The 14,781-nt window shown below is 45.1% G+C and carries 13 protein-coding genes; 8 read left to right on the top strand and 5 right to left on the bottom strand.

The window, feature by feature from the left end; genetic code table 11:
- Window positions 1-189: 189 nt before the first annotated feature.
- The 5 genes from yjeM to QUF07_RS10755 form a co-directional block, all read right to left on the bottom strand.
- A complete protein-coding gene (gene yjeM, locus QUF07_RS10775; RefSeq protein WP_217164237.1) occupies window positions 190-1,689 on the bottom strand; it encodes a glutamate/gamma-aminobutyrate family transporter YjeM in 1,500 nt (499 codons plus the stop codon).
- Between the two features lie 612 nt (window positions 1,690-2,301).
- A complete protein-coding gene (locus tag QUF07_RS14185; RefSeq protein ID WP_502879014.1) occupies window positions 2,302-3,711 on the bottom strand; it encodes a DUF5776 domain-containing protein in 1,410 nt (469 codons plus the stop codon).
- A 167-nt stretch (window positions 3,712-3,878) separates the two neighbouring features.
- Window positions 3,879-4,568 carry a 2,3-diphosphoglycerate-dependent phosphoglycerate mutase gene (locus tag QUF07_RS10765; protein WP_217164192.1) on the bottom strand — a complete coding sequence of 230 codons (690 nt, stop codon included), beginning with the start codon at window positions 4,566-4,568 and terminating at the stop codon, window positions 3,879-3,881.
- A gap of 60 nt (window positions 4,569-4,628) precedes the next feature.
- Entirely contained in the window at window positions 4,629-5,627 is a 999-nt protein-coding gene (locus QUF07_RS10760; protein ID WP_289427414.1) for an AI-2E family transporter, read from the bottom strand.
- A 564-nt stretch (window positions 5,628-6,191) separates the two neighbouring features.
- On the bottom strand, window positions 6,192-7,100 hold the full coding sequence (locus tag QUF07_RS10755) for a hypothetical protein (RefSeq protein WP_289427413.1): 909 nt from the start codon (window positions 7,098-7,100) through the stop codon (window positions 6,192-6,194).
- Between the two features lie 342 nt (window positions 7,101-7,442).
- On the opposite strand from QUF07_RS10755, the gene QUF07_RS10750 reads away from it, so the two are divergent.
- The 8 genes from QUF07_RS10750 (at window position 7,443) to QUF07_RS10715 (ending at window position 14,623) form a co-directional block, all read left to right on the top strand.
- Window positions 7,443-7,823 carry a DUF1694 domain-containing protein gene (locus tag QUF07_RS10750; RefSeq protein ID WP_054746807.1) on the top strand — a complete coding sequence of 127 codons (381 nt, stop codon included), beginning with the start codon at window positions 7,443-7,445 and terminating at the stop codon, window positions 7,821-7,823.
- Window positions 7,824-8,016: 193 nt separating this feature from the next.
- Window positions 8,017-8,742 carry a 5-oxoprolinase subunit PxpB gene (gene pxpB, locus QUF07_RS10745; RefSeq protein ID WP_289427412.1) on the top strand — a complete coding sequence of 242 codons (726 nt, stop codon included), beginning with the start codon at window positions 8,017-8,019 and terminating at the stop codon, window positions 8,740-8,742.
- Window positions 8,735-9,787 carry a 5-oxoprolinase subunit C family protein gene (locus tag QUF07_RS10740; protein ID WP_289427411.1) on the top strand — a complete coding sequence of 351 codons (1,053 nt, stop codon included), beginning with the start codon at window positions 8,735-8,737 and terminating at the stop codon, window positions 9,785-9,787. Before pxpB ends, QUF07_RS10740 begins: the two co-directional genes overlap by 8 nt.
- 163 nt (window positions 9,788-9,950) lie before the next feature.
- Window positions 9,951-10,349 carry an acetyl-CoA carboxylase biotin carboxyl carrier protein gene (locus QUF07_RS10735; RefSeq protein ID WP_289427410.1) on the top strand — a complete coding sequence of 133 codons (399 nt, stop codon included), beginning with the start codon at window positions 9,951-9,953 and terminating at the stop codon, window positions 10,347-10,349.
- The gene (locus QUF07_RS10730) at window positions 10,324-11,703 is read left to right on the top strand and encodes an acetyl-CoA carboxylase biotin carboxylase subunit (RefSeq protein WP_289427409.1); all 1,380 of its coding nucleotides are present in this window, start codon (window positions 10,324-10,326) and stop codon (window positions 11,701-11,703) included. The genes QUF07_RS10735 and QUF07_RS10730 overlap by 26 nt, the downstream gene beginning before the upstream one ends.
- Window positions 11,693-12,484, top strand: coding sequence for a putative hydro-lyase (locus QUF07_RS10725; protein ID WP_289427408.1), 792 nt, complete (start codon window positions 11,693-11,695; stop codon window positions 12,482-12,484). Before QUF07_RS10730 ends, QUF07_RS10725 begins: the two co-directional genes overlap by 11 nt.
- 138 nt (window positions 12,485-12,622) lie before the next feature.
- Entirely contained in the window at window positions 12,623-13,372 is a 750-nt protein-coding gene (locus tag QUF07_RS10720; protein ID WP_217164177.1) for a LamB/YcsF family protein, read from the top strand.
- An 18-nt stretch (window positions 13,373-13,390) separates the two neighbouring features.
- Window positions 13,391-14,623: an NRAMP family divalent metal transporter gene (locus QUF07_RS10715; RefSeq protein ID WP_502879013.1), complete on the top strand. Its 1,233-nt coding sequence runs from the start codon at window positions 13,391-13,393 to the stop codon at window positions 14,621-14,623.
- Window positions 14,624-14,781: the final 158 nt, after the last annotated feature.

The following is a 14,781-nucleotide window of genomic DNA, read 5'->3' as shown; positions in this document are numbered from 1 at the left end:
AACAAAAAGAGCCCTAATCACAAAGTGATTAGAACTCGAATTTAGTTTCACCAACAACAGTTGACGAAGAGCCATTAATCACCCAATCCCGTCCGGAAATGACCGATTAATCGCTTTAATGTTGCTGGCAACTTTTACAAGTCACGCGGCATTTTAATTTGTTAATAATCAAAGCTAATTTTCAAGTGGCTAAAGCTTGTCAATCGGCTCCTTTAGCTTTCTTGACTGATACCACAAGAATGCCCAAGCGACCAAGCCAAAGAAGATCGGTCCGATAATGGTCCAGAACGCCGTAACGTAATCGTGACTCATAATTGGGGCGACTGCCGTGAAGCCAATGCCGACAATTAAAACGATCATGACAATGGCAACAATCATATCCGTCAGCCAACGATTGGTAAAAATTTCAAACGGTCGATTTAAGTCCTTGCGCCGCTTAAAGAATGGGAAGGCGCCGATCAAGAAGAGGTAGGGAAATGAGGTGGAAATATTTCCCATATTGGTCAAAATCATATAGAATTTCTTGGCACTGGAACCACCAAAGGTCACAAAGAAGATCAAAACTGCGACGACAACCGCTTGGGTCCACATCGCAAATGATGGCATCCTCTTATCGTTGAGCTTTGTCATTCGAGCCGGCCAAAAGTCGGGGTTTGATCCCATAATAAAGGACTTCAATGGTGAATAAATCAGAATAAAGAACGATCCCATATAGGCCATGAACATGCTCAAACCGGCAAAACGGGCAAATGACGTTCCGAGAATCAGGCAGGCAGCGTTAGATAAATGCATGCTTTGGCCTAAGACAACGCCCAGGTTATTCATGAGCACGTAGGTAATATTACCAAGGTTAACCTGGCCTTGGCCAATGACCGAATGCCAGTTGGCACTAATCCCCCAGAGGAAGATTGATAGTGAATAAGCAACCATAATGACCATGGTTGAGATCACCAGACCCTTGGGAAAATCTTTTTCGGGATTATCCATACTGTCGGTCACCCCACCCATCGTTTCAGTTCCGGCGTAGGCAAATACCGCGTAGATCACGAATGACAACAGGGCTAGTGATGATTGAAAATCGGGGTTCGGGGATTGAACGAAACTGTGCAAGCCATTCACCGGTTCAGCCAATTGGCCGCCATTCATGATCAGGATAATCAAACTGGCAATGGCAAAGATAACCGTCAGCAGTGACACAAAGATCCCCCCCAGTGACGTAATCTTTGAGATTGAATCCACCCCTCTAACCGCAAATGAAGTAACCACTAGAATCCAGAAGATTGCCATGACCCCAATCACTTGATTCGAATTTAAGCCGAGAAACGCCCAACTCTGGGTCTGGTCGTGACCAAAGATAGTCGTTGAAAATGGGATCCAAACTTTTGATGCGGTCGACATCAGCCAAATGATCCAAGAGGACAACCAGATGAATGTGCCGATAAATGCCCACCGGTCGCCGATTGAACCGGCCAGCCACGAGTAAATCCCGCCATGAGCATCCTTAAAGGTTGACCCATATTCGGCAAACATTAATGTACTTGGTAGTAAGAATAACAGGGCCGCAAAGACGTACCAGATAATACTGGCATAGCCCATCTGATCGTAGGCCACCGTTGTGTTGGCAAAGCCATAAATGGTCGACATGATCATCAGGATCAAACTGATAAGTGTGATTTTTTTCTTTTTCATAATAATGACATACCCCAAAATAATTTATTTGATAAAATGAATAATCTTGCCACAAAAATCAAGGTTAACTTTAGCATGACTTGATTAAAATCATGTCAAAAAGCCTTGAGGATTCATGCATTAATTATTAAAATATCTCGCCAAATTCACAGTAAGCAAATCTAATCAATTTGTATAAAATGATCAAGAACCTGTATATCGAGTTAAACCGCCATTCCAGCAAGGTCAAATAAGGTCAATTGTGAAGCAAGCAACAGTAAGAAAGGAATCAACATTACAAAAAAATAATTTCTGATTAGGGAATGGTGTGGAAAATCTAATTTGTGGTATCCAAGGATAACGATAAAATGCCATTTGCCCCCAGTATTTAGGGAAAAAGCACCGGCTGCTGATTTGAATAGATTGATTTGGGTACCAATCCTGATGCTTAATTAATATTACTAGTTTCGAATCAGCATTTCCATCAGTAGTATACATTAAGGCCACTGCTCTTGGCGTCCTGCTCATTGGCGACCGCTGATATCCCCTTTCATGGAAAAATTCAGGCTGCCAACTAGACTTAATTTAAATAGCAAAAAAACGTCCGGTTTGACCCGAACGCCCTATACTTATCTAATAATTTCCTTGAATCACTAATTTCTTGTTACCTGTAATGTAATTGCCATTTGCCAGTTGGTAACGGGTTGTCAAATTGTGCTTAACAATCTTTTTGATGGTCAGATGGGTGCCCTTCTTATAATTGATAACCTTGTTGGTCAAGTTCACCCGCTTGTAGGCATTAACGCCCTTTTTGTTAATAACAGTAATCTTGTTATTTTTAGGCATTGTCTGGTAGTAAACTGGCACCACGTACTTTTGGTTGGAGGTGATATAACCCACTTTACCGGCAGTCTTGCTGCCGTGGTTCACATCCCGAACCTTGTAACAAAGCACACCGTTCGTTGAACGAGCATAATCCACAACGACAAACATCGGTCGGTTAACTCGTTTAACTTTGGGATATTTGGCGATTCGTTGGCTGTTCTTGAAATTAGAAGTCTTATATAGATAGATTCCCTTGGTTGCGTACACGGCGGCGCCCTTCACAGCAGCATAATTGGGAACACTTGGCTGTTCAGTCACAGTTGGCTGTTTGCTAGGGGTTGGAACCGTTGGCGTTGTACTTGATTCTTGCTTTGCTGGTACCGAATTATCACTTGGACCCGATGGCACAACCGGCGCTGTCTTAGGCACCACGTGGACCGTCAAGTTGCCCGTATCCTTGGTTAATGTATAAGCAATTGGCTTCGGGTCAACTAACTGATAGCCGGCAGGCGCCACTGGTGTGTACTCACCAGTTTTGCCAACAAAACCAGTGATCGGATAGGATCTTACGATCGCCCCTTTAGCATTATCATTCACATAGTTAACGGTTGCTGAGGCAGGCTGGTATTGATAGGTAACGGTGATAGATGTCGGAGTCATTTGACCATACATATTTATATCTAATGATGGCGTACCATCAAAGGCGATTCCCGCTTTTATGGCTTCTAAAAAATTAACAAGTGCTTCAGAAATTGTGCTGAATGATTTCATGAACCCTTTATCCACCAGTAATTGAAATCCATCCATGTCCTGATACGATATTTGGGGTGGATCATTAGGGTTAGCCGGTTGAATTATTCCAATTACTCGATTATTTGGAGTATCTAACAAAAAAGTCTTACTCGAAGTATTTGTATAAGCTTGAAAAGCCGGATCTGTTATAAACTTAACAGAGTGAAGCGTCTTCGCTGGATCATACCCTGGTACACTCACATTAACACAATTTGCCTTAGGATTAGCAACTGCAATCGTAAATTGTTCCGGTGCTTTTAGCTGATTGCCCTTGGTATCGACCACATAAACCTTTGTTGTAATCTCGGTTGGTGTGTCATCAGCCTGAGCACTATGAGACTGACCCTCAACTATACATATAAGGACAGTGGCTAAACACACAAAGCACGCCATCATGATTCCCTTTATTGTTTGATTCTTTATCATTACTTTCCCCTCCAATTTATGATAATGATAACGTAATCAACCATATTCATTCTTAGTATATGTGAATTATTGTTCAAAATCAAATTTAACAATTCTTGGTAAAGAAAAAGAACCAACCTAAGAATAGATTGGCTCTAAGAAACTTGATTTAGTCAAATTTCAACTTATTAATCTAACTTCTTCTTACTTAAAACATTCAATTGATCATCAAAGTCATAAACAACTGGTTCGCCAGTTGCCATTTCCAAGTTCATGATGTCTTCATCAGAAATGTTTTCGATGTATTTTGAAAGCGCACGTAATGAGTTACCATGGGCAGCGATGACCACGTTCTTGCCGTCTAATAATTTAGGGGCAATTTGGTCTTCCCAGAACGGCATTACTCGTTCAAGGGTTACCTTGAGGTTTTCACCACCAGGGATAATGTGAGGATCCAAGTTTGCGTAACGACGGTCGTGAACAGCTGAACCTTCATCGTCGGCTTTCAAAAGAGGTGGCAAAACATCATATGATCGACGCCAGATATGAACTTGTTCATCACCGTACTTTTCAGCAGCCTTCTTCTTGTTATGGCCTTGTAATGCACCATAGTGACGCTCGTTTAAACGCCATGACTTAACTTCTGGAATCCAAAGTTGATCTGAGTATTCCAAAACATAATGCAACGTCTTGATTGCCCGAGTTAATACTGAAGTAAACGCAAAATCAAATTCGATGCCAGCTTGTTTGATTAACTTACCAGCGTTGATTGCTTGCTTAACGCCTTCCTCACTTAAATCAACGTCAACCCAACCAGTAAATTGGTTAGATAAATTCCATTCACTTTGACCATGACGAATTAAAACAAGTTTTGCCAATATTATTACCTCTTTCTCTATTTGTCTATCAGTTGATTTTACACCAAATGAAATAATTTTTCAGCCTTTTTTGGCGGCATTTTTATCCGCGGCGACCGCTACCGGTTCATCGTGGCGTTTTACACCCAAAATATCCAGGAAGAACGTGAAAATCGGCACCCCACAGATTAGGCCCCAGACGCCGAAGAAGTGCTCACCAACCAATAACACCACAAACGTGTAAAAGATCGGCAGGTTCGTCTTGGACGCCATAAAGTTCGGGTTCAGCACGTAAGCTTCAAAGGCGTGAACTACTAGAATAGTGATAATCAGATAAATCACATCTTGGAAACCGCCAACAGAGTAACCAACAAGCGACAACGGGATGAAGGAAATGATTACCCCGGCAACTGGGATTAAACTTAGGATGAATACCATCAGTGCTAAGACTGCCAACTGTGGCAGGTGCATGAACGCCATCGCAATTGTGGTTAAAGCCGTGTTGCAGATTGCGATAAAGAATTGAGCTTCGATGACCACCCCAAAGGTTGCCACAAACTTCTTACCAAAGAAGTAGAGATCTTGGAAGAACCAGCCAAAATCACTCTCTAAAAATAGTAATGAAAATTTATCCATTGTTCGCTTCTCAACCGTAAAGAAGAAACTCAGGATCATCGATAGGAAGAAAGTCAACCCCATCGTTCCAACCCCGGTGATGTATTTCCAAATGAGGCCAACCCCATTTTTCATCTGGGACATGATATTGCTTTGCTTCACCAATTCATTAAACCAGCGAATCGTCGTGTCGTCTGGTACATTTTGGGGATTTGAATAGAAGTTGATAATGTCTTGGGTGGCATTGATCGCCTGTTCCGCGATCTTGGGAATATAAATCGTCACCCCATAGTACAACGCGAGAATCACCAATAAGTACACTGCCGTCACAATCAGCGGAGCGGGAATCTTAATATACTGACGAATCTTGTTGGTTAATTTAACAACCAACAAGCAAAAAATAAACGTCAGTAGAACTGTACTCATCATGCTTCTGGTCACGTAAAGAACAAAAATAACGAACACTAAAACGGTGAATCTTCGTAGGGCTACGTTATTAATAAATTTGGACCACGCCGTCAAACAACCAACTCCCCTCACATGTCATGTGATCGATTTTTATTTGTGCCTCAATGATACATTGTCCGCGTCGGGTTAGACAAGTTTTATTTAGCTAAGATCCGGATAACTTTCCCCTAAACGGAAAATCTCAGAAGTGGCAGTTTTGAGCACTTCTGAGATTTGTTGTGATTTTTATTTGGATGATGAAGTTGGGGATGTGTGTGTTTCGACTACATAGCTGAATGGTGTTCCACAAAACAGGGGTCTGCACATAAGCACCTTTATCGTAAGTCCCGAAACCAGGGGCTTAGGATACGCTTATACATAGCCGAAACGTGTTCCACCAAGCAGCAATCTGCACATAAGCACCTATTCGACAGTAGTTATATTTTAAGGCTACACAGCTGAATGGTGCTCCACAAAACAGGGGTCTGCACATAAGCACCTTTATCGCAAGCCCCAAACCCAGGGACTTACGATAAAGCCGACTTATGCTCCGACCCCTAACCGTTTTGTTACGCACACTCTTTAATAATGCGCCTTCACATACTTTCCAATCGACTCATTACTATTATGGGCACCTTTGATAACATTTCTGACATCTTGATCACTCATTGCATTGGAATCAATTCCTGCAGCGCTAATTTGCTTTCTGGCGCTGGCAATTTGGCTTGCCGTGATTTCCTTACCATTGATTTCCTTTTGGCTTGGCGTCACGGTATATTCATTTGAACCCTTATAATTTGCGGCAGCCTTCTTTTCCGAGGACGTCAAACTGGCATTCTTATTGGGCGCCACATTCGGATTATTAGTTGTATTACTATCACTGCTTGAGTTTGAAGACTCAAAGTCATTTGAAGTCGAACTGGAGCTGCCATTTAAGGCACTGTTATTCTTATCGCGGAGCTTTTCAGCCTTTTGTAAAACGTCTTTATAATATGATTGTTTAATCGACTTGTCCGAGAAGATCTTATCCAACGTGCTGTTTGACTCAGCGTACTTACCTTCGCCGGTCTCATTTAACGCCTGATTATAAATAGCATCATACTTTTTATTGTTGCTCTGAATGGTTTTAATCAGTGTCAACTGGGACTGGGCCCGGTTCTTTAATAATTCGCTGCCGCTCTTGGTGTTAGCGACTGATTGATAGCCACTCTTGGCATTGGCAAACTCACGGTCTTTGAACAGATCATTGGCAGACATAAACGACTGGGTCTGATTTAAAATCGTGGATGCTTTTTCATCATTGGGCTTTCTCTTTAAGGCGTTCGTATAGGCGGTTTCGGCCGCAGTATAGTTCTTATTAGAAATCTGCAGGCTGCCTCGTTGCATTGCATCCGTATAAAGCTTTTCATTTTGACTGTGTCGGGCAAATGCATAACCACCAATCGAAAGCGCGATAACTAAGGTGATTACAATCCAAATCCATCTTTTCAAAGTGAAGCCCTCCTATTAAAGTTTATTCAGATTTATTATAACATCAATGGCCTGATCACATTCAAGTGTTTATGAAAGGTGATTAGAGATTTTTCCTATATAAAGTGACGCTGACGATTTAAAAAAATGAGCGTACACTATGCAGCAATGAGGCAAATTTTTGAACGTGCAGTATCGAGATTGCCAGCATCGTAATTCAATGAAGCCTGCTGGTTCATTGAGGTCCGTAGTCGCCTGATTGGACCATTTGTTTAAATCAATTCATTTTTACCAACCCTTCACATGCATTTTCTCATCAATTTTGTTACAGTTGGGATAGTATTTTAAGAAAGGAGCCCACTCATGGCAAACGATTCCGAAGATTATATTAAGCAGCACATGTTTGGCAACCCACAACTCAAGCCTGATGAAAAGCGGGCATTCCTGGGTAACTTCAGAGAACGGGTTGCCCTTGCCCTGACGATTAGTCAATTGCGTCAACCCGAAACCACGGCAATGGTCGCCAAGGTAATCACCAATTATCCAGAATATCGAATGTATCTTAACGGCAAAATGGATGACACACTGGTTGAAGATTACATGGGCATGGCAATTGATCACAATTATCAATTTACTGTTTTGGTCCAAAATGGTGTTCGGGTTGAAGCCCACACTGGGCCTCATGACTTTGGACTGGTGATTGCGTCCCCTAAGGAAAAAATCAAGCGTCGAATTCTATTGTAATTTTATACACACGTTAAGAAGCCGGCTTTTCTGTGGCTTCTTTTTTATTTTCATGAGATCTAATTACTAACACTTCCCTGTTATCATGCATTAAAATGAATTTGACAAACACATTTACACAGATTAATATTATTTTTAATTAATTTTATTGCCGAATATCTAATAATTATACACACTGAATCGAGGTTACATTATGAAACCCTATCAGTTAACGACAGTTGGTGACCAAGCCATCTCAATCGAATTTCCAAATGAAATTAATCCGGAAATTAATTTACGGCTGCAGGCACTCGCCAAAATTATCACCGCGGACAAGGTGGTCGGCGTCCAAGCTGTCATCCCCGCTTACCACACCTTACTGGTCACATTTGACGCAATGAGGACGACGCCAAGGAAGCTCAAGCAGCAACTTGACAGCATTATCGCAGATCAATTAGCTGCGCCGCTACCTCCTAAACGAACCTTAATCATCCCAGTGTGCTATGAAGATCCCTATGGACCGGATTTATCAGACGTTGCCGATTACGCTGGTATTTCTACCGACGAAGTCATCAAACGTCACACTGGCAAGTCCTACCTCATTTATTTTCTTGGCTTTCTACCAGGTTTCGCCTACATGGCGAGTGTTTATGACCAGATCGCAATGCCGCGATTGTCCAAACCACGAGTCAAGATTCCAGCTGGCAGTGTTGGAATTGCCGGCATCCAAACTGGATTCTACCCAGTCACCTCACCAGGTGGTTGGCGACTGATTGGCAAAACGCCACTCACCCTTTACCAGCCGGATAATCCCGAACCATTCTATCACGCCGGCGACGAAATCAAATTTGAAGCCATCGACAAGGAAACCTTCGACGTTATCAAACAAGCGGACGAACTCGGTCATTATCACGTAAAGGTGGTGACGGAAAATGCATAACCTTTCTGTGATTCAACCAGGTTTACAGACGACCATTCAGGATTTGGGCCGGGTGAGTCACCAAATTGATGGTTTCCCTGTTTCCGGCAGTATGGATCAAGCATCCCACCGGCTCGCCAACTTATTGGTTAGCAACCGCGGCCAAACGGCTTGTCTGGAATTTGCCTTAACCGGACCAACATTGGTCTTTCGGGTCGCCACGTTCATCGCCATCACTGGCGGTCAATTCTCGCCAACCCTAAATGGCAAACCCATTCCAGAAAATGAAGCCATTCGAATTCATGAAAACGATGAGCTGGCCATTGGTTCTGCCAACGCCGGCCGCTATGGCTACTTGGCCATCAAAGGTGGTATTCAGGTACCAGAAGTGATGGCCAGCCGCTCAACGACGCTACGAATTGGCATCGGTGGCTTCAATGGCCGGGCGCTCCAAGCAGGCGATCAGTTGCCGATCTCACCCCAAGAAACGCTCCAAAGTTTCGGTCATCGCCGAGTTAACCAAGCCTTCCTGGAAAGTTTCCGGGATCCTCAGGCAATGTTGCAAAACCCATTGGTCATTCGAATCTTGAAGGGTCCTCAATGGTCGCTGTTTTCTAAATCAGATCAACGATTACTTCAGCATCAGCAATACCAGCTCACCTTTGAGGCCGATCGGATGGGCTACCGGTTAGCTGGCAAGCCGTTGACCACCAACCTTAAGAGCCTGCTTTCCGAAGCCACGGTCTTTGGTGGCATTCAAATCACCAGCAACGGCCAGCCGATTGTGTTACTGGCGGATCGGCAAACGACCGGTGGTTATCCGGTGATTGCAACCATTTTAACCGCCGACATTGGCAAAATCGTTCAGTGTCAAAACCACCAGCTCATCCAATTTCAATTAACCAATTTGAAGACCGCTGAAGACGAACTCCAGAAACAAACCGAGTTACTGCAGCGACTGAAAGCGGAATTTATTGAACAACGTTACCAAGCTCCGATCGGAATCAATCGATCAGCTGCGCAACGGATTCGTGGATTGTTTGAGGGCGGTTTTTCTAAGGGGTAGCGGCTGGGATCCGCTCACTTTTTTAGGACAGCTCCTCCAGGCAGCAACCTGCACGTAAGCACCTTTGGCAAAAATCCCAGAATCGGGGATTCCTGCCAAAGGAGACTTACACTCCGACTTCTAACCGCTTGGATCCGCTCACTCATTTTTAGGAGGTGCCACCATGAACATTGAAACGGTTCATGAATTAGCCAAGATTTTAAAAGAGAATCAGTTATCCGAGTTAACGTATCAATCCGGAAACGACCGGGTAAAGCTGAAACGTGCGTTGAACCAGCCAGTCGGGTCAACGTCTCCAGCGGCTCCTGAACCGGCCGCCTCTGACGAACAAAACACCATCAATGCCACGACCATCGGGACCTTTTATTCATCCAAGTCCCCTGACGATCCGCCATTTGTTTCGATTGGCGATCATATCGAGATCGGAGACACGATTGGCATTATTGAAGCAATGAAAGTGATGAATGAAATCAAAGCCGACAAGGCGGGAACCGTTACCCAAATTCTTGCCACGTACGGCCAAGGAGTTGAGTTCGATGAACCACTTATTCAACTCGCATAAACCAATTGAACAATGGCCATTTCATAAGGTCCTCGTTGCCAACCGTGGTGAAATTGCCGTGCGGATCATTCGCGCCTGCCGCCAGTTGGGGCTGCAGACGGTTGCAATCTATTCCACAGCCGACAGAAATGCCTTGCATACCAAACTAGCCGATTCAGCCATCTGTATCGGCCCGGCCAACGCTGCCAACAGTTATTTAAATATCAATAACATTATCACTGCCGCGCAATTAACCGGCGCCGACGCCATTCACCCAGGTTATGGCTTTCTTTCAGAAAACGCCGATTTTGCCCGCGCCTGTGAAGAAAACAATCTGATTTTTATTGGGCCAAGCGCCGATGCGATTTCATTGCTGGGCAATAAGGAACAGGCCAGAGAAACGATGAAACAGGCCGGCATGCCCCTCGTAAAGGGCAGTCCAACCGTCCTGACCGATTCAAAGGAAGCTTTGACTGAAGCCAAAAAGATCGGCTTTCCAATCATGATTAAGGCAAGCGCTGGCGGTGGCGGCAAAGGGATGCGAGTTGTGGAATATCCTGAGCAATTCGAAAGCACGTTTGAACTCTGCCAAGATGAAGCCAGGTCAGCATTCGATGACGACCATATGTATCTGGAGCAATACCTAACGCACCCCCGGCACATTGAAATTCAGTTGATTGCCGATCAAGCTGGCAAGGTGCTGGCAATCGGTGAGCGGGATTGTACAATTCAAGCCAATCACCAGAAGGTCATGGAAGAAGCCCCAGCACCGGCTTTGGACGACGCCACCCGCCAACAAATTTTTTCCACCAGCGAACAGGCCGTTTCCAAGATTCATTACGAAGGCGTTGGTACCGTCGAATTTCTCTACAACGGCCCCGGTGCATTTTACTTCATGGAAATGAACACCCGGATTCAGGTTGAACATCCAATTACCGAACAAACCACCGGCTTGGACCTCATTGATGCCCAATTTCGGGTCGCGGCTGGTGAAACGTTGGTTGACGACCGGCCAACCGTTTCCAACTACGCCCTAGAGTGCCGCATCACGGCGCTGACACCGGGAACCATCACTGGCTTACATTTTCCTGGTGGACTGGGTGTCCGCGTTGACACCGCCCTTTATCAAGGTTATACGGTGCCCCCGAACTACGACGCCATGATCGCCAAACTGATCGTTTTCGGCCCCAATCGCAACGTTGTCTTAAATGAAATGAGAACGATGATCGATGAAACGGTCATTGTCGGCATTTCGACCAATCTGGAAATGCTATCCCAGTTGCTGGCCGAACCAGACTTGATTGAGGAGAAAACCGATGTCAACTGGCTCGACAAACAACTGGCTGAGAAGGAGGAAGATTCTTATGACGACTGATATGACAACTCTATCTCCAGTTGAACTGCGGCATTTAATTCGCAGTGGTGACTTTTTCGGACAGACAAGCGGCCTGTGTCCAGGCTATACCCAGGCAAACCTGGCAATTCTTCCCAAAGATCTCGCGTATGATTTCCTATTGTTTACACAACGAAATCCCCGCCCCTGTCCAGTGCTTGAGGTGAGCGACACCGGTAGCCGCAAGCTACATGAGTTCGCTGACGATATTGATTTGGCCAACGATTTTCCAAAATACCGGATTTACCGCAATGGCAAAGTCGATGCCGAAGTCACATCGGTTGCAGACATTTGGCAAAATGATTTTGTCAGCTTCATCATTGGCTGCAGCTTCTCATTTGAATCGGAACTACTCGCTTCCGGGATTGAAGTTCGAAACATCACCGAAAAAGTGAATGTGCCAATGTTTAATACGAACATCCCGCTAAAATCTGCTGACCCATTCCACGGCAACATGGTCGTCAGCATGCGTCCCATCCCAGAAACCCAGATTCCAACAGCAGTCCAGGTAACCGGCGCAATGCCAAACGTTCACGGTGCCCCAATCCAAATCGGGGATCCCGAAACCATCGGCATTTCTGATTTGGCACATCCCGATTATGGCGATCCGGTGACAATTAAAGCTGGCGAACAACCTGTTTTCTGGCCATGTGGCGTCACGCCCCAAAACGTGATTATGCAGACCAAGCCGCCGCTGGTCATTACCCACGCGCCGGGCCACATGCTGGTGACCGACGTTGTCAATGCAACATTAAAATACTAGGACAGCTGTGTAAAGCAGAAACTTCCACCTAAGCGCCTTCTACAAAAATCCCAGAATCGGGGATTTCCGTAGAAGGAGACTTATATTCCAGTTTCTAACCGCTTTGCTCCGCTCACTTATTTTTAGGAGGAATTTCCAATGACAACAATTGATCTCAATAGTGATCTTGGCGAAAGTTATGGCCGCTACCATTTAGGCAACGACGACCAAGTAATTCCACTCATTAGTTCAGCTAACATTGCGTGTGGCTTTCACGCTGGCGATCCTGACGTGATGTATCAAACAGTTGAAATGGCTGAGAAGGCGGGAATCGGTGTCGGTGCCCATCCTGGCTTCCCTGACCTTGATGGCTTTGGCCGCCGGAAAATGGATCTCTCCGCAGCGGCGGTAACCCACATGGTGACCTACCAAATTGCCGCACTGGCCGGCTTTACAAAGACCCACCGACTGCATCATGTCAAACCTCATGGGGCACTTTACAACGCCGCTGGTAAAGACCTGGCACTGGCCACTGCCATTTGTCAGGGTATCAAGGCTGAAGATCCTCATTTAATGGTCTATGCCCTTTCCAACAGTGCCTTAGTTACTGCCGCTCAGAATCTTGGCCTTCCCGTTGCGCAAGAAGTCTTCGCCGACCGAAACTATCAAGTAGACGGCAGCTTAGTTCCAAGAAGTCAGGATAACGCCGTGTTGCACGATCCCGACGAAATTGCCAAACGAACCATCTCCATGATCAAGACCCAATCCGTTGTCGCGGTGACTGGAGAAACCGTCCCAATCAAGGTCGACTCCATCTGTGTCCACGGTGACAACAGTGCAGCTCTTGAAATCGTCAAGCACTTGACACAAGCATTGAAACAAGAAGGAATTGCCATTAAGACCCGTTAATTCGAAAGGAAGATGCTTATGAAAGAGCCTCAAATTGAAACACCCGCAAAGAACAAACGACTACGGAGTGCTGCGTTAGGTGCCGCCTTCTTAATGGCGATGGCCGCCGTTGGTCCTGGATTCTTAACCCAGACCGCCACGTTTACCGGCCAGTTGGGTGCCAACTTTGGATTCGCAATTTTGATTTGTATTATTGTTGACATCGTCGTTCAGTTAAACATCTGGCGAATTATTATCGTTTCAGGAAAACGAGCCCAGGTGATTGCCAATGAGGTGTTTCCAGGCTTAGGATACGTCCTCTCCTTCCTAGTGGCGATGGGTGGCTTGTTCTTTAACATCGGCAATATCGGCGGTGCCGGCTTAGGCCTCAACGTGTTGTTCGGAATCTCACCGGAAAACGGTGCCCTGATCGCCGCGGCAATCGCCATCATTGTGTTGATTATCAAAAATGCGTTAAAAGCCATGGACATCACTGTCCAGATTCTCGCTGTTATCAAAATTGGTATTTTGCTCTATATTCTATCGGTGATGACCGTTCCATACGGCACCGCTGCAGCACATGCATTTGATCCCTCAAACGTCAACTTTTACTCCATCGTAACGATCGTTGGTGGAACCGTTGGTGGCTATATTTCATTCTCAGGTGGTCATCGATTGCTTGAAGGTGGCGCAAAGGGTCCTGGCGCCATTAAATATGTCAACGAAGGTGCCCTGACTGGAATTGGAATTGCCTCAGTCATTCGGGTAATGCTTTTCCTCGCTGGCCTTGCAGTGGTTACCGCAGGTTATAAACTGGACCCAACCAACCCAGCGGCTTCAATTTTCAAGTATGCGGCTGGTAACTTTGGCTATAAATTCTTTGGCCTGCTGTTATTTGCTTCCGGGATGTCATCAACTTTAGGCTCCACCTTTACTTCTACCTCATTCTTGGATTACGCGGTGAGTGATCAGGCCGGGGTGATGTTCAAACGTTACCGAAGCAGCTTTATCATCGGCTTCATCATTATCTCAACCGCTATTTTCTACTTTATCGGCAGCCCTGCTAAAGTCTTAGTTGTTGTGGGGGCCCTCAACGGATTTGTGTTGCCAATCGCCTTGGCAATCTTGCTGCTGGCTTCTCACCGACAACCGATCATGGGTGTGAAATATCATCATCCGGCATGGTTGACCTGGACGGGTTGGATCGTAGTCATTTTCATGGCTTACGCTGGCTTCAGAACAATTTTGGGATTGTTTGGAATCGGCAATTAATTTTCACCAGAAATAAGAATTTCATATTGTCACTTTTAGTTGAAAAATCAAATAAGCCTGTGCCTTCACTCCGTTGAATTCCGGTTCTACAATATCTGTTGTTGGTAATAGATTTTATCTATTACTGATGACAGATTTTTTGTTTCTCGTTAGAATAA

The organism is Lentilactobacillus sp. TOM.63 (assembly GCF_030361045.1).
Taxonomy (GTDB): domain Bacteria; phylum Bacillota; class Bacilli; order Lactobacillales; family Lactobacillaceae; genus Lentilactobacillus; species Lentilactobacillus dabitei.
Note: the sequence above shows the minus strand (reverse complement) of the source record. Positions and strands in the feature narration are given on the sequence as shown.